22 protein-coding genes are annotated in these 21,863 nt (G+C 62.0%); 7 read left to right on the top strand and 15 right to left on the bottom strand.

The window, feature by feature from the left end:
* The first annotated feature begins 26 nt into the window (after window positions 1-26).
* From FHX10_RS28330 to FHX10_RS28350, 5 genes are all read left to right on the top strand, one after another.
* Window positions 27-881 (top strand): CheR family methyltransferase, encoded by an 855-nt coding sequence (locus tag FHX10_RS28330; RefSeq protein ID WP_028755502.1) that lies wholly within the window; start codon window positions 27-29, stop codon window positions 879-881.
* A gap of 120 nt (window positions 882-1,001) precedes the next feature.
* Window positions 1,002-2,099 (top strand): chemotaxis response regulator protein-glutamate methylesterase, encoded by a 1,098-nt coding sequence (locus FHX10_RS28335; protein WP_028755503.1) that lies wholly within the window; start codon window positions 1,002-1,004, stop codon window positions 2,097-2,099.
* Window positions 2,100-2,344: 245 nt separating this feature from the next.
* The gene (locus FHX10_RS28340) at window positions 2,345-3,145 is read left to right on the top strand and encodes an inositol monophosphatase family protein (RefSeq protein WP_097630729.1); all 801 of its coding nucleotides are present in this window, start codon (window positions 2,345-2,347) and stop codon (window positions 3,143-3,145) included.
* 111 nt (window positions 3,146-3,256) lie between these two features.
* Entirely contained in the window at window positions 3,257-4,360 is a 1,104-nt protein-coding gene (locus FHX10_RS28345) for a hypothetical protein (protein ID WP_028755505.1), read from the top strand.
* A 3-nt stretch (window positions 4,361-4,363) separates the two neighbouring features.
* Window positions 4,364-5,395, top strand: a complete 1,032-nt coding sequence (locus tag FHX10_RS28350; RefSeq protein WP_028755506.1) for a peptidoglycan -binding protein — start codon at window positions 4,364-4,366, stop codon at window positions 5,393-5,395.
* Here the strand turns inward: FHX10_RS28350 and FHX10_RS28355 are convergent, their stop codons facing one another.
* From FHX10_RS28355 to FHX10_RS28375, 5 genes are all read right to left on the bottom strand, one after another.
* The gene (locus tag FHX10_RS28355; protein ID WP_097630730.1) at window positions 5,396-6,634 is read right to left on the bottom strand and encodes an RNA polymerase sigma factor; all 1,239 of its coding nucleotides are present in this window, start codon (window positions 6,632-6,634) and stop codon (window positions 5,396-5,398) included. It lies immediately after the preceding gene.
* A 7-nt stretch (window positions 6,635-6,641) separates the two neighbouring features.
* Window positions 6,642-6,980 (bottom strand): YciI family protein, encoded by a 339-nt coding sequence (locus tag FHX10_RS28360; RefSeq protein WP_028755508.1) that lies wholly within the window; start codon window positions 6,978-6,980, stop codon window positions 6,642-6,644.
* A gap of 270 nt (window positions 6,981-7,250) precedes the next feature.
* Window positions 7,251-7,439, bottom strand: coding sequence for a YegP family protein (locus FHX10_RS28365; RefSeq protein ID WP_028755509.1), 189 nt, complete (start codon window positions 7,437-7,439; stop codon window positions 7,251-7,253).
* 237 nt (window positions 7,440-7,676) lie between these two features.
* On the bottom strand, window positions 7,677-8,669 hold the full coding sequence (locus FHX10_RS28370) for a Bug family tripartite tricarboxylate transporter substrate binding protein (protein WP_097630732.1): 993 nt from the start codon (window positions 8,667-8,669) through the stop codon (window positions 7,677-7,679).
* A gap of 144 nt (window positions 8,670-8,813) precedes the next feature.
* Window positions 8,814-10,616, bottom strand: coding sequence for an ABC transporter transmembrane domain-containing protein (locus FHX10_RS28375; protein ID WP_097630733.1), 1,803 nt, complete (start codon window positions 10,614-10,616; stop codon window positions 8,814-8,816).
* Between the two features lie 193 nt (window positions 10,617-10,809).
* Here FHX10_RS28375 and rpmE point away from each other — a divergent pair, with 193 nt between their 5' ends.
* Window positions 10,810-11,031, top strand: a complete 222-nt coding sequence (gene rpmE, locus FHX10_RS28380; RefSeq protein ID WP_028755512.1) for a 50S ribosomal protein L31 — start codon at window positions 10,810-10,812, stop codon at window positions 11,029-11,031.
* Between the two features lie 208 nt (window positions 11,032-11,239).
* Here rpmE and FHX10_RS28385 read toward each other — a convergent pair whose 3' ends face one another.
* The 3 genes from FHX10_RS28385 to FHX10_RS28395 all read right to left on the bottom strand — a co-directional run bounded on the left by FHX10_RS28385 (window position 11,240) and on the right by FHX10_RS28395 (window position 13,710).
* Window positions 11,240-11,755, bottom strand: a complete 516-nt coding sequence (locus FHX10_RS28385) for a DUF1465 family protein (protein ID WP_028755513.1) — start codon at window positions 11,753-11,755, stop codon at window positions 11,240-11,242.
* Between the two features lie 388 nt (window positions 11,756-12,143).
* A complete protein-coding gene (locus tag FHX10_RS28390; RefSeq protein WP_028755514.1) occupies window positions 12,144-12,335 on the bottom strand; it encodes a DUF1192 domain-containing protein in 192 nt (63 codons plus the stop codon).
* A 76-nt stretch (window positions 12,336-12,411) separates the two neighbouring features.
* Window positions 12,412-13,710: an MFS transporter gene (locus FHX10_RS28395; RefSeq protein ID WP_028755515.1), complete on the bottom strand. Its 1,299-nt coding sequence runs from the start codon at window positions 13,708-13,710 to the stop codon at window positions 12,412-12,414.
* A gap of 173 nt (window positions 13,711-13,883) precedes the next feature.
* Between FHX10_RS28395 and FHX10_RS28400 the strand changes: the two genes are divergently transcribed.
* Window positions 13,884-14,048, top strand: a complete 165-nt coding sequence (locus FHX10_RS28400) for a hypothetical protein (RefSeq protein ID WP_088930352.1) — start codon at window positions 13,884-13,886, stop codon at window positions 14,046-14,048.
* A gap of 37 nt (window positions 14,049-14,085) precedes the next feature.
* Here the strand turns inward: FHX10_RS28400 and FHX10_RS28405 are convergent, their stop codons facing one another.
* The 7 genes from FHX10_RS28405 to gap form a co-directional block, all read right to left on the bottom strand.
* Entirely contained in the window at window positions 14,086-15,009 is a 924-nt protein-coding gene (locus tag FHX10_RS28405; RefSeq protein WP_028755516.1) for a PhzF family phenazine biosynthesis protein, read from the bottom strand.
* 135 nt (window positions 15,010-15,144) lie between these two features.
* Window positions 15,145-16,170: a class I fructose-bisphosphate aldolase gene (locus FHX10_RS28410; RefSeq protein ID WP_028755517.1), complete on the bottom strand. Its 1,026-nt coding sequence runs from the start codon at window positions 16,168-16,170 to the stop codon at window positions 15,145-15,147.
* A gap of 224 nt (window positions 16,171-16,394) precedes the next feature.
* Window positions 16,395-17,594, bottom strand: a complete 1,200-nt coding sequence (locus FHX10_RS28415; RefSeq protein ID WP_028755518.1) for a phosphoglycerate kinase — start codon at window positions 17,592-17,594, stop codon at window positions 16,395-16,397.
* A gap of 69 nt (window positions 17,595-17,663) precedes the next feature.
* On the bottom strand, window positions 17,664-19,538 hold the full coding sequence (locus tag FHX10_RS28420; RefSeq protein WP_028755519.1) for a potassium/proton antiporter: 1,875 nt from the start codon (window positions 19,536-19,538) through the stop codon (window positions 17,664-17,666).
* 493 nt (window positions 19,539-20,031) lie between these two features.
* Window positions 20,032-20,211: a hypothetical protein gene (locus FHX10_RS28425; protein ID WP_028755520.1), complete on the bottom strand. Its 180-nt coding sequence runs from the start codon at window positions 20,209-20,211 to the stop codon at window positions 20,032-20,034.
* A 90-nt stretch (window positions 20,212-20,301) separates the two neighbouring features.
* Window positions 20,302-20,616 (bottom strand): hypothetical protein, encoded by a 315-nt coding sequence (locus FHX10_RS28430; protein ID WP_028755521.1) that lies wholly within the window; start codon window positions 20,614-20,616, stop codon window positions 20,302-20,304.
* Between the two features lie 228 nt (window positions 20,617-20,844).
* Window positions 20,845-21,855: a type I glyceraldehyde-3-phosphate dehydrogenase gene (gene gap, locus FHX10_RS28435; protein WP_028755522.1), complete on the bottom strand. Its 1,011-nt coding sequence runs from the start codon at window positions 21,853-21,855 to the stop codon at window positions 20,845-20,847.
* Window positions 21,856-21,863: the final 8 nt, after the last annotated feature.

Raw genomic sequence — 21,863 nt, forward strand, 5'->3', positions numbered from 1 at the left:
CGCATCAACTGGGAGTACGGCGTTCTATGAGTATGGCAGCGGTGGAAACCCAATTGCCGGGGGACCGGATCAGCAAGCGCAATTTCGACAAGCTTGCCCGGTTCATCTACGACTATAGCGGCATCAAGATGCCGCCGACCAAGCTGACGATGCTCGAAGGGCGGCTGAGGCGCCGCCTTCGCGCAACCAACCATTCGACCTTCGACGATTATTGCGACTTCCTGTTCAATCACGACGGCCTCGCCCAGGAAACCGTCTACCTGATCGACGTGGTGACGACGAACAAGACCGACTTCTTCCGCGAAGCCAAGCATTTCGATTACTTGCAGAGCGTGGCGTTGCCGGCGATCGCCAATAGCGGCGTGCGGACCATCCGCACCTGGAGTTCGGCCTGCTCGACAGGGGCGGAACCCTATACGATGGCGATGGTGTTGGCGGAATTCACCGAAGGCCGCAACGACGTCTCCTACAGCGTGCTTGCCACCGACCTTTCCACCGACGTGCTACAGACGGCGCGCCGGGGCATCTACCCGGAAGACCTCATCGCGCCTGTGCCGCGTGACCTGCAGCGCAAATACGTGCTGACGGCCAAGCAGCCGGATCGGCGGGAGGTGCGCATCACGCCGAAATTGCGCAGCAAGATTGGTTTTGCCCGCATGAACCTGATGGACGAGAAATACCCGATCGGCGAGGCGATGAACGTCATCTTCTGCCGCAACGTGCTCATCTACTTCGACAAGCAGACTCAGGCCGGCGTGCTCAACCGCCTCTGCGACTGCCTGGCGAAGGGCGGCTACATGTTCATCGGTCATTCCGAATCGATTACCGGCTTCGACCTGCCATTGAAACAGGTCTCGAATACGGTGTTTCAGCGCATCTAGAGCATGTCCGTTTTCTTCCAATCACGGGCGTGCTCTATCTCTTTGTGTCACTAAAGAGTTAGAGCATGATGTCGTCCGAAAATTGCCAATTCTTTTCGGCATCATGCTCTAGGAGCATTCATGGCTAAAAAAATCCGCGTTCTGATCATCGACGATTCTGCCAGCGTCCGTCAGACACTGACCCATGTCTTGGAGCAGGATCCCGATATCGAGATCATGGCGGTCGCATCCGACCCCTTCGTGGCGGCGCGGAAGCTGCTGGAGGAGATCCCCGACGTCATCACGCTCGATGTGGAAATGCCGCGCATGGACGGCATTACCTTCCTGCGCAAGCTGATGTCGCAGCGGCCGATCCCCGTCGTGATGTGCTCGTCGCTGACGGAAGCGGGTTCGGAAACGCTGATCCAGGCGCTGGAGGCCGGCGCCGTCGACGTCATCCTGAAATCGAAGATCGGCGCCGCCGACAGCCTTGCCGACGATGCGATGCGCATTCGCGAAGTCGTCAAGAGCGCCTCGCATGCGCGGCTTACCACGGTGCGTCGCGCCGCCGGAACCATCCGCTCGGCTTCGGCGGAAGGGCCGGCCAAGAAGCTGACGGCGGACGTGATGCTGCCGCCGCCGACGGGGCGGGCCATGGCGAAGACGACGGAGATGGTCGTCTGCGTCGGCGCCTCCACAGGCGGCACCGAGGCGCTGCGCGAATTCCTGGAGGAACTGCCGGCCAATGCACCCGGCATGGTGATCGTCCAGCATATGCCGGAGAAATTCACCGCCGCCTTCGCCAAGCGGCTGAACGGGCTCTGCGAGGTCGAGGTCAAGGAAGCCGTCGATGGCGATCCGGTGCTGCGCGGCCATGTGCTGATCGCGCCAGGCGACAAACACATGCTGCTCGAACGCCAGGGTGCGCGCTACTATGTGAGCGTGAAGACCGGACCGCTGGTGTCGCGCCACCGGCCTTCGGTCGACGTGCTTTTCCGCTCGGCGGCGCGCTCGGCCGGCTCGAATGCCATGGGCATCATCATGACCGGCATGGGCGACGACGGCGCGCGCGGCATGCTGGAAATGCATCAGGCCGGCGCCTACACGGTGGCGCAGGACGAGGCGAGTTCGGTTGTCTTCGGTATGCCGAAGGAGGCGATCGCCAAGGGCGGTGTCGACCGTATCCTGCCGCTCGATCAGATAGCTCGCGAAGTGCTGATAACGCAGCAGAAATTCTGAGATGAGTTTCGAGGGAAACCACGTAAAACGGGCGGTCCCGGAAGATGGCGCGGATTTAATCCGTTCAGCATAATCGGCGGTTTCCGGTGTCGCAGCGCAGCCATGCGCGCCTCCCCTTGAAATTTCCCTGATTTTGTGGTCTTGAGGCCGCCAATCTTTGCAGCGCCGCCTGTCATGCATGTTCAGGGACATTTCCCGCCCCCGGCAGTGCGCGCCCCGTATCAGTCCCAAGGAAAAATGCGCCGATGGCCCGTTCAGCTCTTCTCAATGTCATGGTTCAGGCTGCCCTCAAGGCAGGAAAATCGCTGGGACGTGATTTCGGCGAAGTGCAGAACCTGCAGGTTTCGGTGAAGGGACCCGGCGATTTCGTTTCCACTGCCGACCGCAAGGCCGAAAAGATCGTTCGGGAAGAACTGCTCAAGGCGCGTCCCACCTATGGCTTTCTCGGCGAGGAAAGCGACGAGATCAAGGGCACGGACGGCGCGCACCGCTGGATCGTCGACCCGCTCGACGGCACGACGAACTTCCTGCACGGCATTCCGGCCTTCGCTGTTTCGATCGCGCTCGAACGCAACGGCGAGATCGTTGCCGCCGTCGTCTTCAATCCGGCGACCGACGAGCTCTATACAGCCGAGCGCGGTGGCGGCGCCTTCCTCAACGACCGGCGCCTGCGCGTCGCTGCGCGCCGCGTGTTGTCGGATTGCGTCATCGGCTGCGGTGTGCCGGCGCTCGGCAAGCGTAATCACGGCAAGTTTCTGGTCGAGCTTCGCCACGTGATGGGCGAAGTGGCGGGCATCCGCCGCCTGGGCTCGCCGACACTCGATCTCGCCTATGTCGCCGCCGGGCGCTTCGACGGTTTCTGGGAAGCGGAGCTTGCGCCCTGGGACATGGCGGCCGGCATCCTGCTCATCCGTGAAGCCGGCGGGTTCGTCACCGATTGGGACGGCGGGACGGCCATTCTGGAGAGCGGCGCGATCGTCGCCGGCAACGAACTCATCCACAAGGCGCTGATCGAAGTCGTCAAGCGACCGATCCCCGCCAAGTAAGCGAACGAAAATCCGGCTGTTGTAAAGTCACGGTTTTCGCCCCGGCATACTTCAATTCGGCACAATGTTGCTCTAGTCTCCGCCAGCAATGACTCCGGAGGCAGCGACCCTATGGAAAATGTGAATGTGGCGGAGATCGGCTCCACCGAAAAGACGGCCGGCGGTTATGCCTACAGGCTTTCGAGCCCCATGCCCTTCCTCTGGACGATGCTGCTTTTCCTGGTCATCGTCGGCTTTATCGCCGCCATCCTCTTCCGCCAGACGCAGACCGCCTTCATGCACAATCCAGGCCTCAACGGCCTGATCGTCGGCGTTCTCGCGGTCGGAATCATCCTTGTTTTCAATCACGTGCTGGCGCTTCGCCCCGAAGTGCGCTGGTTCAACTCGTTCCGCGCCGCCGGCAGCGCCGACAAGGTCAGCCGCAATCCGCGGCTGCTTGCGCCGATGCGGGCGCTGATCGGCAGCCGCAAGACCTCGGTCGCGCTGTCGACGACGGCGCTGCGCTCGATCCTCGATTCGATCGCCACCCGCCTTGACGAATCGCGCGACGTTTCGCGCTACCTGATTGGCCTCCTGGTCTTCCTCGGCCTGCTCGGCACCTTCTGGGGCCTCATCGGCACGATCGGTTCGATCAGCATCGTCATCCAGTCGCTCGATGCCGGCTCGAACGGAACGGGGGATGTACTTTCGGCGCTGAAGGAAGGGCTTTCCATGCCGCTTTCGGGCATGGGCCAGGCCTTCTCCTCCTCGCTGCTCGGCCTCTCCGGTTCGCTCATTCTCGGTTTCCTCGATCTGCAGGCCGGCCGCGCGCAGAACCGCTTCTATATGGAACTGGAAAACTGGCTGTCCTCGGTCACAGATGTCGGCTCCGATCTTGCCCCGGCCCTCGACGCCGTTTCCGGCGCCTCCTCGGACGACATGCGCGCGCTCTCCGATTATCTGCGCAAGGTCTCCGAAGAGGGCGGCACCGGCAGCCAGCGCTCCGTCGCCGCCATGGCGAGCCTTGCCGAAGGCATTCAGGGCCTCGTCAAGAACATGCGCAACGAACAGCAGATGCTGCGCGACTGGATCGAGGCGCAGCAGGACGAGGCGAAGGCGATGCGCCGCACGCTTGACCGGCTGGCCGAACGCATCGGCGTGCAGGAGCGCGCAGGCGAGAGAGGCGAGCGCACGCGCGACCGCGCCAGCCAGACAGAAAAGAGCGAGGGCAAGTAAGCCATGGCTCTTGCCCGCAACCGCCGCCGCGAACGCACGGTGGATTATTGGCCGGGTTTCGTCGACGCGCTGTCGACGCTGCTCATCTCGATCATGTTCCTGCTGACGGTCTTCGTCGTCGGGCAGTTCATCCTCAGCCGCGAGATCACCGGACGCGACGAGGTGCTCAATCGCCTCAACAGCCAGATCAACGAGCTGACGCAGCTACTCGCGCTCGAAAAGGGCAGCAACCAGGATCTTCAGGATTCGGTCGCCAATCTGCAGGCCTCGCTTGCCAGTGCCGAAGGCGACCGTTCGCGGCTGCAGGCGCTGCTGAATGCCGGTTCGGGCGGTCAGGATGCAGCGCAGAAACGGATCGGTGCGATGACGCAGGAGCTCGACGAGCAGAAGCAGGTGAGCGAGCGGGCGCTCAGCCAGGTCGAACTGCTGAACCAGCAGATTGCAGCGCTTCGCAGCCAGATCGCCGCCGTCGAAGCTGCCCTTCAGGCGTCGGAGGAGAAAGACCGGGTCTCGCAGACCAAGATCGCCGACCTCGGCAGCCGCCTGAACGTCGCGCTCGCGGCGCGCGTGCAGGAACTGAACCGCTACCGTTCCGACTTCTTCGGCCGCCTGCGCGAGATCCTTTCGGACCGCGAGAATATCCGTATCGTCGGCGACCGGTTCGTCTTCCAGTCGGAAGTGCTGTTTCCCTCGGGCGGCGCCGATCTCAATCCGGAGGGGCAGACGGAGATGGCAAAGCTCGCCGCCGCCCTTCTCGATCTCGCCAAGGAAATTCCGCCGGAGATCAACTGGGTGCTGCGCGTCGACGGCCATACCGACAATGTGCCGCTTGGCGGAACGGGCCGCTATCGCGACAATTGGGAACTTTCCTCGGCGCGCGCGATCTCGGTCGTCAAGTTCCTGATCGCGCAAGGCGTGCCGGCCGACCGGCTCGTTGCCGCCGGCTTCGGCGAGTTTCAGCCGATCGCGCCAGGCGATACGCCGGACGCGCGCGCTACCAACCGCCGCATCGAGCTGAAGCTCACTGAGAAATGATTACAGCCGCGCCTCCTTTAGCCGGCCGGCGAGAAAATCGCGGACGGCGGGGCTGTCACTGAGGCCGATCGCTGTCATATAGGCGCCGGCCGCCGCGGTATCGTCGCCGGCCTGCGACAGAAGAAAGGCGCGCACCGCCCAGTAGGGCTGGTAGCTGGCGACAGCGCTCGGATCGAGCTGGTCGAGCCGTTTCAGGCCAGCGGCCGCATTCAGCGCCCTGCCGATCACCGCAGCCTGGCTGACATGTGCACCCAGCGTGGGTTTCATCATCACCAGCGCCGCGTAGAGTGTTGTCAACGCCTGCCAGTCGGTCTTTCCCGACAGCCGGCGCGCCGCATGCACGGACTGGATCGCCGCCTGGCACTGGAAGGGGCCGAAACGGTTGAAACTCCCGGCCTTGCGTAGCAGCGAATCCGCCTCGGCGATCATGATTGCGTTCCACGCAGCGGTATCCTGTTCGTCTAGCGGCACATATCGACCATCGCTGTCGCGCCGGGCGTTGCGGCGGGCTTCGCAGTGAAGCATCAACGAGAGGAGACCGATTGCCTCCGGTTCGTCCGGCAGTACCGCAAGAAGCGCTCGGCCGAGCCAGATCGCTTCGCCGGCAAGCGAATGGCGCTCTTCTTCGCCGTCGAGGCCGTCCCAGCCGAGGCCGTAGGCGGCGTAGATCGCCGAGAGCACCGCGGCGAGCCGCCCGGGCAAGGTGGGACGCTGCGGAACGGCGAAGGGAATGCCGGCATCCCGAATCTTCGCCTTGGCCCGCACCAGCCGTTGGCTCATCGTATCCGGCGAAATGACGAAGGTTCGCGCGATGGTTCGCGCCTCGATGCCGAGAACGGTCTGCAGCATCAGCGCCGTATGCACGGAGCTGTCGATGGCGGGATGGGTACAGGCAAAGAGCAGCTTCAGCCGCTCATCGGGAAAGACGGCCTTGCCGGCCTCGTTCATGCGTTCCTCTGCTTCTTCGAAGGCAATCAATATCGTCGTTTGCGCATTGACCTCGACGGTGCGGTGGCGGGTGGCCTGCATGAGGTTGCGGCGTGCAGCCACCAGCAGCCAGGCTTCCGGATTGCCGGGAATGCCGCGCTCTGGCCAAACGCGAAGGGCCGAGGCCAGCGCTTCCGACAATGCGTCTTCCGCCGCCGGCACGTCGCGCGAGCGGGCGGCGAGGAAAGCGATCAGCTTGCCGTAGGATTGACGCGCCACCTTTTCGGCAGCGCGCCCGGCATCAGGCGGCATCGTCGCCTCACATCTGCAGGCGCGGGCGCACCTCGACAGAACCCTTGTCGGAGATCGGAACGCGGGTCGCCCATTCAAGCGCGGTGTCGATGTCGGGGACGTCGATCAGATAGAAGCCGCCGAGTTGTTCCTTGCCTTCCGGATAGGGGCCGTCCTGAACATCGTGTTCCCCGCCTTTGCGGCGTACGATCGTGCCGGTCTCCGGGCCGGTCAGCCCGGCGCCGCCGGTCATGATCCCTGCCTGAGCAAGCGCCTTGCTGTAGGCGACCCAGCCATCTCGATAGGCCGGATCGCTGCGGCGCTCGAAATCCTCGGCGGCTTCGCGAATGATGAGAGCATATTGCATGGAAAACTCCTGATCTCGTTGTTGGCGTTGATCCGGGCATGCCGATATCGGGGACCGATATCCCGAGAGCTGTAAAGCCCGGCGGAGCGGAGGGCCGTTCCAAAACAATGAGGCGCGGCCATCGGTCGTTTCGACATGGTTTTCAAAAAATATGCGAAAAAGAAAATGGCGCCGAAAAATCACCAGCAAACGGGCAGACTCAAGGGTGCCGGCGCTGCTCAAAGGCGCGAAAGGGCAGGAGCTGCGTTGACGCCGCCCCTGCCGATCTGATCAGGATTCGGCCTTCGTCTGATCGACGATTTCGGCGCCGGGTGCGTTCTTCTTGATGGATTCGATGGCGTTCACGGCCGACGCCTTCGCCTTGTAGCCCTCGGACGAGAACATGGCTTCGCCGTTCGATGCCTTGAAGCGGAAGCGGAACTCGCCGGCCTTATCCTTATAAACTTCGAATTTATACATGGATGTCTCCCGAAACGCTGAATTGCAACCATCAGCGTAGCGGAGGCTAGATCAAAATGGCGAGCTTTTCCACTACCTTAATTTGAATTGAATTGCTTAGCGTCCAATTGTCACCATTTCCATTGGACGCTAGCAAAGGAGAGGCCGGACGCTTCGCCGCGACAACAAGAGATTTCAGGCCGGGCCGGCCTAAAATCCGAATCCTGTTCGCGATGGAAGAGGCATGATGCTCCGGCATCACTCCATCTGGATATTCGCCCCCTTGACGACCGGTCCCCATTTGGCGAGTTCGGCCTTCACATGGGTGGCAAGTTCTTCCGGCGTCGAGCCGACGATGGTGGCGCTGAATTCTTTCATCCGTTCGGCAACGGCCGGGTCGGCGAGCGCCTTTTTGGCCGAAGCATTGAGGCGCAAGACCACCTCGTCCGGCGTCTTGGCCGGGGCGAAAAGCGCGTTCCATGTATAGGTCTCGTAGCCTGGTATGCCCGACTCGGCGACCGTCGGCACATCGGGGAAGGAGGGCGCGCGCTGGGCCGTCGTCACCGCCAGCGCCCGCAGCGTACCGGCCTTGATGTGGCTCGATGAAGAGGGCAGGTTGTCGAACATGATCGGCACCTGGTTGCCGATGACGTCGTTCAATGCCGGGCCGGCACCCTTATAGGGGATGTGCTGCATGCTGACGCCGGCCATGGACTTGAAGAGTTCGCCGGAAAGATGCAGCGGCGTACCGTTGCCCGACGAAGCGTAACTGTATTTGTCGGGCTCGGCCTTCAACAGCGCGATCAACTCCTGCACGGTCTTTGCCGGCAATTCCGGATTGACGACCAGAACGTTGGGCACGATGACGAGCAGCGAGACCGGCGCGAAATCCTTCTCGGGATCGTATGGGGTCGATTTGAGGATCAGCGGGTTGAGGGCGTGGGTTGCGACCGTGCCCATCAGAATGGTGTAGCCGTCGGGTTCAGCGCGGGCGACATTGCCGGCGCCGAGATTGCCGCCGGCGCCGGCGACATTCTGGACGATCACCTGCTGGCCCAGATCCTCCGACATCTTCTGCGCGACGATGCGGGCAACGACATCGGTCGAGCCGCCGGCCGCGAAGGGCACGACCATGGTGATCGCGCGATCAGGAAAATCCGCGGCAGCGGCAGTTGCGCCGGCGGCAAAGGTCGCAAGCACACTGAAACCGAGCACAAGGCCCGCACGTCGCGTCATATCGGAAAGCGCCATTCCCATCTCCTCCCAAGAATTTCTACAGCGATATCCCCACCCCGGGGAATGAAGAGGGTAGGGCAGACCGCGCGAAAGGCAACCGCGGAGAGGTGCTGCGAGGTTCAGACTTTAGTCGCTTTTGGCTGGAGAGATGCGCGCCGGCTATTTGGCGGCGGCGAGTACATCCTCGTTGGCGGCGTCGAATTGCAGCCGTGCCAGCCGCGCATAGATACCGCCATGGCCGATCAGGCTCTTATGCGTGCCCTCCTCGACGACGCGGCCCTGATCCATGACCAGGATGCGATCGGCTTTCAGAACCGTTGCCAGGCGATGGGCGATGACCAGCGTCGTGCGGCCGTCGACAAGGCCGTCGAGGGCTTTCTGCACCAGCGTCTCGCTTTCGGCGTCGAGGGCGGAGGTCGCTTCGTCGAGCAGCAGCACGGGCGCGTTCTTCAGGATGGCGCGGGCAATGGCGATGCGCTGGCGCTGGCCGCCGGAGAGCGTGATGCCGCGTTCGCCGACTTCCGTCTCGTAGCCCCTATCCAATCGGGCGATGAATTCGTCAGCCTGGGCGGCAAGGGCTGCGGCGCGGACCTCGTCACGCGAGGCGCCGGGACGGCCGAAGGCGATGTTGTCATGGATCGAGGCGGCAAAGATGGTGACGTCCTGCGGCACGATGGCGATGCGCTGACGCAGCTCGTCGGGCGTGGTCAGCTGGGCGTCGACCCCGTCGATCTTCACGCTGCCCTGCTGCGGATCGTAGAAGCGCAGCAGCAGCGAAAAGACGGTGCTCTTGCCGGCACCGGAAGGGCCGACGATGGCAACGGTCTCGCCCGGCGTGATGGCGAAGTTTAAGCCATGCAGCGCCGATTTGCCGGGGCGTGAGGGATAGGCGAAATGCACGTCTGCGAATTCGACGCGGCCGCGGCCAGGGGACGGAAGCGGCTGCGGACTGGCGGGGGCGGCAATCGGCGAAACCTCGTCGAGAAGTTCGGTCAGCCGGTCGGCAGCGCCGGCTGCCTGCGAGAGTTCGCCCCAGACCTCCGACAGCGCGCCCAGCGAACCGGCGGAGATGACGGCATAGAGCAGAAACTGGCCGAGCGTGCCGGCAGAAAGGGTGCCGGCAAGAACGCTATGGGCTCCGACCCAGAGCACGGCGACGACGCTGCCGAAGATCAGCGTAATGGCGATCCCCGTCAGCAGCGCGCGCGAGCGGATGGCTGCCCGGGCGGCGTCATAGGCGGATTCGACGGCGGTGCCGTAACGCGTCGCTGCGGCATCCTCGCCGTTGAAGGCCTGGACGGTGCGGGTCGCGGCGATCGTCTCGTTGGCGAAGGCGGAGGCGTCGGCGAGCGTATCCTGGGCGGCGCGCGAGCGCTTGCGCACCGAGCGGCCGAAGGCGACGAGCGGGAAGACGATCAGCGGGATCGCTCCGATGACGAGGCTCGAAAGCTTCGGCGAGGTGACGATCATCATGCCCATGGCGCCGATACAGAGGATGAGGTTTCTGAGCGCCACCGAAGCGGTGGCGCCGACGGCGGACTTGATCTGAGTCGTATCGGCAGTCAGGCGCGAGACGATCTCGCCGGACTGGTTGACATCGAAGAACGAGGGCGACAGCCTCGTCACATGGGAGAAGACATCGCGGCGTAGATCGGCGACGATGCGCTCGCCGATGGTGATGACGAAATAATAGCGCAGCGCGCTCGCGACCGCGAGGACGATGGCCATGACCATCAGCATGGCGAAGTAGCTGTTGATGAAACGGCCGTCGGAATGAGTGAAGCCGTGATCGATCATGCGGCGCACGGCAAGCGGCAGCGCCAGCGAGGTGACGGCGGCAAGCGCCAGCGACATCAGCGCGCCGGCCACCATGGCGCGATAACGCATGACATAGGGCGTCAGCCTGCCGAGCGGTCGCAGCGACCGACTTTTGTTTTCTTCAGCCCGTGCCTGCTCTGCCAAATCGTCTCCGATCGCCCGCAGGACCCGCGCAATGCGGCCTGTTGGCTCTTGTTATCTAGGCGTCCTTCATGTATAGGCACCGCATCCTAATGGGAAGCCGTAGCCATCACGACTGCGGCTTCATTTATTCAATCGGTTCGTTGGCCGCAACTGCATGCGGCAAATTGAACTCCGGTATCGCAGGAAGATTGTTATGAAGGCAGGCATCCATCCCGAATATCACATGATCAAGGTGGTCATGACCGATGGCACCGAATACGAAACCCGCTCGACCTGGGGTTCGGAAGGCGCTGTCATGAACCTTGAAATCGATTCCAAGTCGCATCCGGCCTGGACCGGCGGCAGCCAGCAGCTCATGGACCGCGGTGGCCGCGTCTCCAAGTTCAACAAGCGTTTCGGCGGCCTCGGCCTCTAATCGCTTCTGCCCGACGGAATTCGAAGAGAGCCCGGTTTCACCGGGCTTCTTTGCGTGTGCAGTGGCTTACAGCGCCGCGCGTCTTGCCAGACGCGCAAACGGCGCTGGAACAGTTTGAATTATGCAGTCGGCATGCCGGCGTTCGACGACAACAAAAAACCGGCCGCGCAGGACGCAGCCGGTCTCTATCGAATTCTCGCAGATCCGTTCAGTTGTTGCCGAAGGCGGTCTGCAGCAGGGAAAGCTGAGCCTGGACGCTGTTCTGGTTGTCATGAACGATCACGGCTTCGGATGGGCGGTAGATCTCGCGGTCGAGCAGAGCAATGCGGTTCTGCAAACGCAGTGAGCGCTCGACGAGATCGCGGAAGGATTCCGGCAGGTCGCCCCAGCCGGGTGCTGTGCGGTCGACGTTGAAGCCGTCGAGGCGGACCTTGTTCTTTTCGGCCAGCACTTGGTCACGGGACATTTCGCCATTGTTGACGGCGCGCTGCAACAGCAGCCAGGAGGCCATCTGCATCAGGCGGGTGGTGAGACGCATCGATTCCGCGGCGTAAAGAACCGAGGCCATCCGCGGCAGAACCTTGGAGGCTGCGCGGCCCTGGCCGTCGAGATAGGCGGCGGTCTCTTCGACTAGCGACATGCCTTCCGCATAAAGTGCCTTGAACTGCGAGGATGCAGCGGCGCGGCCCGCAAAACTGATCGTGTTCAATCCAACTTCCGACATCGCAATAGTCCCTGTTGCACGCAGCTACTTTATATTCAGGTAACGCCGACACCGACGGAAAAGTTTCCAGGCCCGGTCTTTATGACTTTAAGATGGTATCATTAGCCCAAATGCGCAAGCCGTTTCTTAAGAAAGGGTTAATCTCCACAGTTTCGTGGAAACGCGCCGGCATAGGAAAAAGAAGAGCCGCAAAAGCGGCTCTCAAGGTAAAACAGGGAGAAAAATCAGACCAATTCACCGCTTGGAAAACTGTCTGAGATCCAGAGAAAATCCGGATGAATATAGTAATACCTTATAAAGCTTAATATTTTATTAACACTGTACCGAAGTAAGACTTGAGGCAGGCTCATTTATCCGCCTATAGCCTTGTTTTTCGGGGTTTACCGGATCACGAGCGGAAGAAGCTTTCCGCCGCCTGCCGCCCGGAAGCCTTGCGCGCGGCTTCGGCTTCGAGACGAGCGATCTCCGTCTTCAACAATTCCACCCGCGCCTTCAACTCGTCCACCGAAAGCATGGAGAGATCGGCGCCGATCTCATGGGCGAGTTTCTTCTGCGGCCGGTCGTCATCGATGAAGCTCATGGTTCGTCCTCCGTTTTGCTGTTCTGTCAAAGCAATTCCGGACGCAAAACCGCTGCGCACTTTTGCTGGAACTGCTCTAACCGAACTTTACAGCAGGATCGCCGCTTTCGGGAGACTTTCCGGTGTCGGCAGCCTTGCCGGCGCCGCGATCGGCAAGCGACATGCTCTGTGGTGTCAGCATCGGCGAGGTGCCGGTCGGGATCGTCGTATAGGCGTCGCGGTCGCTGACGGGGACGGCGGCGCGGATACGGCTCCTGATGATGGCATAAACGGTGATCAGCACGTGAGCGATGGCGGTGACAAGGAAAAGCGCATGCGGGGTGATCACCGACATGACGGGGCCGCCGATCGTCGGGCCGATCACCGTGCCGATGCCGTAGAGCAGCAGCAGGCCGCCAGAGACCTTGACGAAGTCCTCCGACGCCGCGAAGTCGTTCGCATGGGCGACGGCGATCGGATAGAGCGTATTGGCCACCGCGCCGTAAAGGACAACGAGCCCGATCAGCAAGCCGGCGGATGTCGGGTGGAGAAAAAAGATCAGCAGGCCGGCAACGGCGGCGATCCCGGACATGGCGGCGAGCACGTAGCGCCGGTCGATACGGTCGGAAAGCCGGCCGGCCGGCAGCTGCATCATGGCGCCAGCGAAGATGGTGGAGCTCATCATGATGGCGATGCTGGTGTCGGAGAGGCCGGCGCCGGCGCCGAATACAGGAGCGAGCGTGCCGTAGGCACCGTTGGCGATGCCGACGAGCAGGATGCCGAGGCAGGAGACCGGCGAGTTGCGATAGAGGGCCGGCAGATCGAGGCGGACCGCCTTCAACGGCTGCGGCGAAGCGGCCGTCGATAGCGTCGTCGGCAGCATGGCGATGCAATAGAAGATACCGCAGATCATGAACAAGACAGGCGTGCGCACATCCTCGAGCGGGATCATCATCTGGCCGCCGACGACGCCGAGCAATGTGATGCCGATATAGAGCGAGAAGATCGCACCGCGGCTCTCGTTGCTGGCGCGCTCGTTCAGCCAGCTTTCGATGATCATCGAGGTGCCGGCGGTGGAGAAGCCGGTGACGGCGCGCAGGATCACCCACCAGATCGGATCGATGATGATGCCGCTGACCAGCGCGATGATGGCGATGATCGAGATGAAGCCGGAAAAGGCGCGCACATGACCGACGCGGCGCACCAATTTCGGCGCCACCAGGCAGCCGATGACAAAGCCCCCAGCCCATGACGTACCGAGCAGACCAAGCGTCGTCGTGGCATAACCTTCGAGATTGCCGCGCACGGGAAGCAGGATGCCCTGCAGGCCATTGCCCATGAAAAGGAAGAGCGTGCCAAAGAGCAGCGCAGCGACGGACAGCAGATTTCTCTTCATTTCCCCAGACTCGGTCTTAAGCGATTTGCATGGACATAAGGCAGGAGCGGCGTCAGCCCAGCCTCAAGATGATTGATTGTGCCCCGGAATGTCTTTACGGCGTGTCGAGATTCTCTTGTTCGCGCGGAAAAATGTCCGTCCTGTGACATTCCGAAAAACGGAAAAAATAAAGCATGACAAAGCTGATAGCCTTGCTGCTCATCCTTGCCATGGCGATACAGCTGATCAAGCCGCTCGGGCTTCCCGGCCTGAGGCGACGGATGGATTTCTGGAAGATCGCGCTGATTGCTTTTGCCGTCTGGGCATTGGCACTGCTTTCGCGCGACTTCCTGATGTAATCCCTGGTTACCTGGGGTACGGCGCGATCTGCGACCGTCAGTCTTGCAAGCCGATTTCTCCGCGCATGACGGGAACGCAGCTTCCCGAGATGACGACATCGGTGACGATGCCGCCTGATTTCACCACATCGAGGGCGATGATGCTGCGGCGGCCCATTTCGACACCTTGCTCGATGGTGATGCGGACATTCATATCGCGATCTGGCGCAAGCGAGACGAGATAGGCGCCAAGGGCGGCGGAAGCGCTGCCCGTCGCCGGATCCTCGGGCACGTTGTCGAGGGGCGCGAACATGCGAGCGCGGATATGCCAGGGATCATCGGATGTTCTGACATAAAGAAAGAGCGAGAAATCGTGGCCGTTCGTCGCCTGGCGGCCAGCCGCCCCCTGGAAACCGGCAAGGTCCGGACGGGCAGCGGCCAGTGCTTCGAGCCCGTTCAGCTCTGAGACGGCGAAGTTCAACCCGACGGACGCAAAGACCGGGGCATGGGTGGTGCTGACGATGACACTGGGATCGATCGAGACGCAGCGCGCAATGGTTTCTGCGGCAATGGTATCGCCGATCGTCAGCGATTGCGGTGCGCGGATGGCGGCAGCAACAACCTTTCCGCCGCTGCGTTTCAGGCTGACCTCGACGATGCCGGCCTTTTCCTCGAAGCGCAGCGTATCGCCGACCGGCTTGCCGAAGATCTTCGCCTGCTGGCCGAGCACATAGGCGGTGCCGACATTCGGATGGCCGGCGAAGGGTATTTCCATCGTCGGGGTGAAGATGCGCACATGAGCGGAGTTTTGCGGGTCTTCCGGCGGCAGCACGAAGGTGACTTCGGAATAGTTGAACTCGGTGGCGATCTTCTGCATCGCCGCATCGCTGAGACCGCGCGCATCGGAAATGACGGCAAGCGGGTTACCCTCGAAACGGGTGGAGGTGAAAACATCGACAGTGACGTAGGAGAGGGTGTTCATGGCGGCTCCCGTTGTGGCAGGCCGCTATGAATAATCACGGTTTTTCAAGGAACGAAGCGGTTTCTTGTCGCCGTGACAATGAGAGGGCAGGAAGCTGTGTTTGCCGCTCCCTGCCCAAATCTCAAGCTTGAAAAATCAGGCTGCCTTTTCCAGGTCTTTCTTCCAGCTGCCCTTGGCGGCGAGGCTGTTCATCTCGGCGCGGTGGGTGAACTCGCGCTGGCCGGCGGCGACGTTTTCCTGTTTGCCGTTCCAGGCCTTGAGCGCGCTGTCCTGCAGGGCGCGGCCGTAGGAGAAGGTAACGAACCAGGGCAGGTCGGCTGTGGCATTGATGGCGGAAAGATGCGCACTCGCCTCTTCGGTCGACTGGCCGCCGGAGAGGAAGGCAATGCCGGGAACCGCTGACGGAACCGTGCGCTTCAGCACCTGCACGGTACGTTCGGCGACTTCCGCGACCGAGGCTTTGCGGGCATTCTTACCGTCGATCACCATGTTCGGCTTCAGGATCATGCCTTCGAGGCTGACGCGGGCATCGGCCAGTTCCTCGAAAACGATGCGCAGCGTGGATTCGGTCACTTCGGCGCAGCGGTCGATAGTGTGGTCGCCCGGCTTGCCGTCCATCAGGCATTCCGGCTCGACGATCGGGACGATCCTGGCCTCCTGGCAGAGTGCGGCATAACGAGCAAGCGCCTGAGCGTTGGCGCGGACGGAACCGCGGGTCGGCAGCGTCGATGAGATGGCGATGACGCCGCGCCATTTGGCGAAGCGGGCACCGGCTTCATAATACCGGGCAAGGCGCTCGCCGAGACCGTCTAGGCCTTCGGTGATGGTTTCGCCAGGATACTTGGCCATCGGCTTGGCGCCGGTATCGACCTTGATGCCGGGAATGGAACCGGCAGCGCGGATGATATCGACGAAAGGCGTGCCGTCCGCGGCCTTTTGGAAGAGCGTCTCTTCGTAAAGGATGACGCCGGAGATATATTTCTTCATCGCCTCGTCGGAGCGGAAGAGCATCTCCCGGTAGTCGCGACGGCTCGTTTCGGTCGATTCGAGATTGATCGTGTCGAAACGCTTCTTGATGGTGGAGGTCGATTCATCAGCTGCGAGCAGTCCCCGGCCGCCCGTAACCATCTGCACTGCAATGTCTTCCAGTCGTTCGCTCATCTCGTTCTCTCCACAGCATTAAACATCGGCGATTAAGAATATAGGACGGCGATAACAGAAGTTTATAGAGAGGAAAATGGAAGGCTAAGTCATTGAAACGATTGAAATCAATTCAATCGTTTGAAAATCTGGGATTTTTTCCGCGCGCTGAGCAAAAGACCGCGGAAAGCGCTTGGCCTCCACGGTCTATCCACATGTAAAACCTGTCAAATCAGGTTTTGCGATTATCTGCCGTTGAGGACGGCGACGCCGGGAAGCTCTTTGCCTTCCATCCATTCGAGGAAGGCGCCGCCGGCGGTCGAGACATAGGTGAAGTCGTCGGCAACGCCGGCATGGTTCAGGGCTGAGACGGTGTCGCCGCCGCCGGCAACCGAGGTGAGCTTGCCGGCGGCGGTGCGCCCCGCGGCGTATTTCGCGGCAGCAACGGTTGCGGCATCGAAGGGTTCGATCTCGAAGGCGCCGAGCGGGCCGTTCCAGACCAGGGTTGCAGCGCGCTCGATCCAGGCGTTGATGGCCTCGACGGATTTTTTGCCGACATCGAGCACCATGGCATCGGCGGGAATAGCGTTGATATCGACCGTCTCGTTGGCAGCACCTGCCTTGAACTCGCGGGCGATCACGCCATCCTCCGGCAGGATGATGGCGCAGCCGGCGGTCGCCGCCTCGATCATGATCTGCTTGGCGGTTTCGGCGAGATCATGTTCGCAGAGCGACTTGCCGACATTGGTGCCGCGGGCGGCGATGAAGGTATTGGCCATGCCGCCGCCGATGACGAGCGCATCGACCTTCTTCACGAGGTTCATCAGGAGGTCGATCTTGGTCGAGACCTTGGCGCCGCCGACGATCGCGACAACAGGACGAGCGGGATCGCCGAGGCCTTTTTCCAGCGCCTCCAACTCGGCCTGCATGGTGCGGCCGGCATAGGCCGGCAGGTGGTGAGCAAGGCCCTCGGTCGAGGCATGGGCGCGGTGGGCGGCGGAAAAGGCGTCGTTGACATAGATATCGCCATTGGCGGCAAGCGCCTTGGTGAAGTCGGCGTCGTTCTTTTCTTCGCCCTTGTGGAAGCGGGTGTTTTCCAGAAGCAGGATATCGCCGTCATTCATCGCGGCGACGGCGGAGGCGGCGGCCTCGCCGATGCAGTCGGAGGCCGTCAGCACGGCATGATCCAGCACTTCCTCGACCGAAGGGGCGATCAGCGACAGCGAGAGATCAGGCGAAGGGCCATCCTTCGGCCGGCCGAAATGGGCCAGCAGGATCACCTTGGCGCCCTTCTCAGACAGTTCGAGGATCGTCGGCGCCACGCGCTCGATGCGCGTCGTATCGGTGACCTTGCCGTCCTTGACCGGAACATTGAGGTCGACGCGGACGAGAACGCGCTTGCCGCGGATGTCGGTGAGGTCGTCAAGGGTCTTGAAAGAAGGCATGGGCAGATCCAGTCTTGGTTGGCGGAAGTTGCGCCGACCATAGCAAGGATCATTCGAGACGCAAGGCGTTCAACGGCCGTTTTCGCGTGTGCCTTCGTCGCGTCCGGCCGCCGTTTTCGGCGCGCTTTCGGCAGCCTTGGTTTCGCGGTTCCGGCGCCCGTTCAACCGGTCGCGGATGCGCTGGATGATGTCCTTGAGGTTGATGAAGATCGGCAGCGTGATCGCCGGCTCGACGGCTTCGAGCGACATGCCGACGGAGGTGATGTGGTCGTGCTCGTCGAGATCGCGGACGATGAGGATGATCGAGCCGAGGCGGACGCGGTCGGCATAATCGGCCTTGCCGCCCAGGCGCTGCCGCATCAATTCGGCGATCGTCAGGCCCTTTTCGGATTCGTTGAGCAGGCCGGGTCCATAGGCGGCGTCGAGATCGGCGGCGGGGCGGGCGGGGGAGAGCGCGAAGGCTCCGAAGAATTCGGCATCGTCGTCATCGACAGGCGCACGGCTGGCGAAGAGCCGGTCGAGCAGGCGGGAATAGCTCGGCACGATGAAGAGATAGACGAGATCGTTCTCGCGCAGCCGCCCGGCATATTGATAACGCATCGACTTGCCGTCGCGGATGACGAGCGAGGGTGTCGCCCAGCGCGGAATACGCTCGCCCCGCAGCACCGGACTATCCTTGATGACGCGGTAGGAGAGCAGTTCGTGGTTGGCAGCCCCCGGCAGGTCGACCTCGACCTTGTCGACGGCGCCGATGCGCGGCGGAATGATCAGACCGAGCTTCTTGGCGACGGGCTTGATCGTCCAGCCCTGGAGGAGCAGCGAGACCAGTACGATGATGAAGGCGGTATTGAAATAGATCTGGCCATTCGGGAGCCCGCCGAGGATCGGCATGATGGCGAGCAGGATGGAAACGGCGCCGCGCAGGCCGACCCACGCGACGAAACCGATTTCCTGCTGCGTGTAATCGAAGGGAAGCAGCGACAGCCAGACCGCCAATGGCCGGGCGACGAAGATCAGGAAGAGGGCGAGCAGGATGGCCGGCACGATGATGACCGGAAATTGCGATGGCGTGGCGAGCAGGCCGAGGACCAGGAACATGATGATCTGCGCCAGCCAGGTCATGCCGTCCTGGAAGCGCTTGATGGTGCCGATCGCCTGCATCTTGCGGTTTCCGGCATAAATGCCGGCGACGTAGACGGCGAGGAAGCCGCTGCCGCCGACCGCGCCGGTGAAGGAGAAGACGAGAAGGGCGAGCGCCAGCACGAAGATCGGCGTCAGGCCACGATCGGTATCGAGCTTGCTGACGATCAGCACGATCATCATGCCGCCGAGTAGGCCGAGGATGACGCCGAGGCCCATCTGCTGCACGAACATGGCGAGCATGCCGATATTGATGCCGGCGTAACGCTCGCCGCTCGCCAGCACCTCGACGAGGGCGATGGTGAGGAAGATCGCCATCGGGTCATTGGTGCCGGATTCGACTTCCAGCGTCGAGCGCACCTTGTCGCGGATGTTGATGCCGCCGATGCGCAGCAGGAAGAAGACGGCGGCGGCATCCGTCGATGCGACGATCGAGCCGAGCAGCAGACCTTCCAGCCAGGTGAAGTTCAAAAGCCACATGGCGGCAAAGGCAAAGAGCGAGGCGGTGATCAGCACGCCGACCGAGGCGAGCGCCAGCGAGGGCACGGCCGCCAGCCGGAAGGCCTGCATCGGCGTGCCGAAGCCGGAATCGAAAAGGATGACGGCCAGCGCGATGGAGCCGAGAATATAGGCGAGATAATTGTTGCTGAACTCGATGCCGAGGCCGTCAACGCCGGCGGCAAGGCCGATCATCAGGAAGAGCAGCAGCAGGGGCGCGCCGAAGCGGAAGGCGAGCAGGCTGGAAAAGGCGGCAAGAAGCACGAGCGCCGTCGAGACCAGCACCACGATATAGAACGCTTCCATGCCCACCCCTTTCCATCGACTGCTTCGCGAATACGGCCACCCCGGACCGATCCGTCCCGTTTCAACCCCTCCACACGCGCGGCGATCCATCAGTAAACGGCAAAACGCCAGAGAAGGGTAGGCCTTGCGGCTTAACCTCGTCGCGATGCTGCATCATGCTGCTGAACGGTTGCCGGACGGCCAACCGATACGGAATGCTACGGGAGAAACTCTCTATAAAGAATGTATAGGAAAATCAGGCGAGAGCAGGGCAAAAGAGCCGGGCACGGATTTTTCCTGCCGGCATCTGCGAATGGCAACAGGATAAGACACGCTCCCTCCTTTCACGCGGCCCGTTTGCGCTGTCCAATGACGGGAAGAATGGATTGCAGGCGCGAATGCGGAGAGCGGGGAAATTGAACGCGGAGATTTTTCGATATCGGGTGGAAATGCCGGCCGCCCAGCGAGAGCAGCCGGCTGTCGTTTCGTGCCAGAAGCGCCGGCTCTTGCTCTGCTATCCCAACGTTGCCTGAAGTATGACGATGGCGAGAAACGAGAGGCCAATGAACGCGGCAACCCAGATGACCAGACGATTGGCCTTTGCCAGCACGGCAGGCCTGACGTCCCGCTTGGGGTGAAACCGCTGCCGCCGTTTGAGGCTGGTGTGGGACAAGCGTTTTTGTGCTTCTGCCATTGATCACCTCCACTTGGCTCATTCTAGCCATTGTGCAGCGCTACGCATTTCCTCAATCTAGCACGCCAAGCCAGCGGATTGCCAACTCGCTCAGTCTTCTGTGTCCTCGCCCTCGTCGGTCAGATCCGCGACCGGGACCAGGAATACGACGAACTCGTCCTCGATCGTCCGTTCAGGATCGTCGTCGAATTCATAGGCGTGCTCGACCTCGCTTGCTTCCTCGGCTGTCGCCTTGCGCAAGCTCAGGGCCGCTTTGCGGTCCCAAAGAGGCTTGCCTTCGGATTCCAGGATGGTCAGGTCGTCGCGAAAGTCTTCCGCCTCGAAGAAATGCGTCGCTTCCTCACTGTTTTCCGAGCGGAAACTGGCAACGGCACGGCCGGCGATTTCAACGGTAAAGTAATCCATTCATCTCTCTTTATCTCCCCGAGACGACGATGCGGCTGCAGGGGTTATGGATGACGCCGTGCCGGCTTGGGAACCGAGCCGGTACTGACGGCCTGTGCATATCGAATGCCCAAGGCCGCTCATCCTACCAGATCCGGTGCTGGAAATGGGAAATGATGCGGCGTGAGCATGTATAGCAAAAAACGGCCCGGTTTCCCGGGCCGCTTACAATAGTCAATCGTCAGGCTCTTAGATGAGCTTGGCGAAGGCGACGGCCGTATCGGACATGCGGCTGGAGAAGCCCCACTCATTGTCGTACCAGGACAGGACGCGCACGAAGTTGCCTTCCATGACCTTGGTCTGATCGGTTGCGAAGATCGAGGAGTGGCTGTCGTGGTTGAAGTCACGGGAGACGAGCGGCTCGTCGGTGTAGCCGAGGATGCCCTTCAGCTTGCCGTCTGCAGCAGCCTTGATGGCTTCGTTGATTTCGCCGACGCTGGTCGCCTTCTTGGCGACGAACTTGAAGTCGACGACGGAAACGTTCGGGGTCGGAACGCGGATCGAAGTGCCGTCGAGCTTGCCCTTCAGATGCGGCAGAACGAGGCCGACGGCCTTGGCTGCACCCGTCGAGGTCGGGATCATAGAAAGGGCGGCCGCGCGGGCGCGATACAGGTCCTTGTGCATCGTGTCGAGCGTCGGCTGATCGCCGGTGTAGGAGTGGATGGTGGTCATGAAGCCGTGGTCGATGCCGACGGCGTCGTCGAGAACCTTCACGACCGGCACCAGGCAGTTGGTGGTGCATGACGCGTTGGAGATGACCAGGTGCTCCTTGGTGAGCTGGTCATGGTTGACGCCGAAGACGACCGTCAGGTCGGCGCCATCGGCAGGAGCCGAGACGATGACGCGCTTGGCGCCGGCCGTCAGATGAGCTGCGGCCTTGTCGCGGGCGGTGAAGATGCCGGTGCATTCCATCGCGATGTCGACGCCGAGTTCGCGGTGCGGGAGCGTTGCCGGATCCTTGATCGCCGTGACCTTGATCGGCTTGCCGTTGCCGACGATGATCATGTCACCCTCGACCTTCACCGTCGCCGGGAAGCGGCCGTGGATCGAGTCGTAGCGCAGCAGGTGGGCGTTGGTTTCGACCGGGCCGAGATCGTTGATGGCAACGACTTCGATGTCGGTGCGGCCGGATTCGACGATGGCGCGAAGGACGTTACGGCCGATGCGGCCGAAACCGTTGATGGCAACCTTGACTGTCATGTGCATTC

This window comes from Rhizobium sp. BK591 (assembly GCF_014195045.1).
Lineage (GTDB): Bacteria > Pseudomonadota > Alphaproteobacteria > Rhizobiales > Rhizobiaceae > Rhizobium > Rhizobium anhuiense.

Bases quoted from the DNA above. Each gene is read 5' to 3' on its own strand.
- FHX10_RS28330 (WP_028755502.1), top strand. From the start codon at position 27: ATGAGTATGGCAGCGGTGGAAACCCAATTGCCGGGGGACCGGATCAGC.
- FHX10_RS28335 (WP_028755503.1), top strand. From the start codon at position 1,002: ATGGCTAAAAAAATCCGCGTTCTGATCATCGACGATTCTGCCAGCGTC.
- FHX10_RS28340 (WP_097630729.1), top strand. From the start codon at position 2,345: ATGGCCCGTTCAGCTCTTCTCAATGTCATGGTTCAGGCTGCCCTCAAG.
- FHX10_RS28345 (WP_028755505.1), top strand. From the start codon at position 3,257: ATGGAAAATGTGAATGTGGCGGAGATCGGCTCCACCGAAAAGACGGCC.
- FHX10_RS28350 (WP_028755506.1), top strand. From the start codon at position 4,364: ATGGCTCTTGCCCGCAACCGCCGCCGCGAACGCACGGTGGATTATTGG.
- FHX10_RS28355 (WP_097630730.1), bottom strand. From the start codon at position 6,634: ATGCCGCCTGATGCCGGGCGCGCTGCCGAAAAGGTGGCGCGTCAATCC.
- FHX10_RS28360 (WP_028755508.1), bottom strand. From the start codon at position 6,980: ATGCAATATGCTCTCATCATTCGCGAAGCCGCCGAGGATTTCGAGCGC.
- FHX10_RS28365 (WP_028755509.1), bottom strand. From the start codon at position 7,439: ATGTATAAATTCGAAGTTTATAAGGATAAGGCCGGCGAGTTCCGCTTC.
- FHX10_RS28370 (WP_097630732.1), bottom strand. From the start codon at position 8,669: ATGGCGCTTTCCGATATGACGCGACGTGCGGGCCTTGTGCTCGGTTTC.
- rpmE (WP_028755512.1), top strand. From the start codon at position 10,810: ATGAAGGCAGGCATCCATCCCGAATATCACATGATCAAGGTGGTCATG.
- FHX10_RS28385 (WP_028755513.1), bottom strand. From the start codon at position 11,755: ATGTCGGAAGTTGGATTGAACACGATCAGTTTTGCGGGCCGCGCCGCT.
- FHX10_RS28390 (WP_028755514.1), bottom strand. From the start codon at position 12,335: ATGAGCTTCATCGATGACGACCGGCCGCAGAAGAAACTCGCCCATGAG.
- FHX10_RS28395 (WP_028755515.1), bottom strand. From the start codon at position 13,710: ATGAAGAGAAATCTGCTGTCCGTCGCTGCGCTGCTCTTTGGCACGCTC.
- FHX10_RS28400 (WP_088930352.1), top strand. From the start codon at position 13,884: ATGACAAAGCTGATAGCCTTGCTGCTCATCCTTGCCATGGCGATACAG.
- FHX10_RS28405 (WP_028755516.1), bottom strand. From the start codon at position 15,009: ATGAACACCCTCTCCTACGTCACTGTCGATGTTTTCACCTCCACCCGT.
- FHX10_RS28410 (WP_028755517.1), bottom strand. From the start codon at position 16,170: ATGAGCGAACGACTGGAAGACATTGCAGTGCAGATGGTTACGGGCGGC.
- FHX10_RS28415 (WP_028755518.1), bottom strand. From the start codon at position 17,594: ATGCCTTCTTTCAAGACCCTTGACGACCTCACCGACATCCGCGGCAAG.
- FHX10_RS28420 (WP_028755519.1), bottom strand. From the start codon at position 19,538: ATGGAAGCGTTCTATATCGTGGTGCTGGTCTCGACGGCGCTCGTGCTT.
- FHX10_RS28425 (WP_028755520.1), bottom strand. From the start codon at position 20,211: ATGGCAGAAGCACAAAAACGCTTGTCCCACACCAGCCTCAAACGGCGG.
- FHX10_RS28430 (WP_028755521.1), bottom strand. From the start codon at position 20,616: ATGGATTACTTTACCGTTGAAATCGCCGGCCGTGCCGTTGCCAGTTTC.
- gap (WP_028755522.1), bottom strand. From the start codon at position 21,855: ATGACAGTCAAGGTTGCCATCAACGGTTTCGGCCGCATCGGCCGTAAC.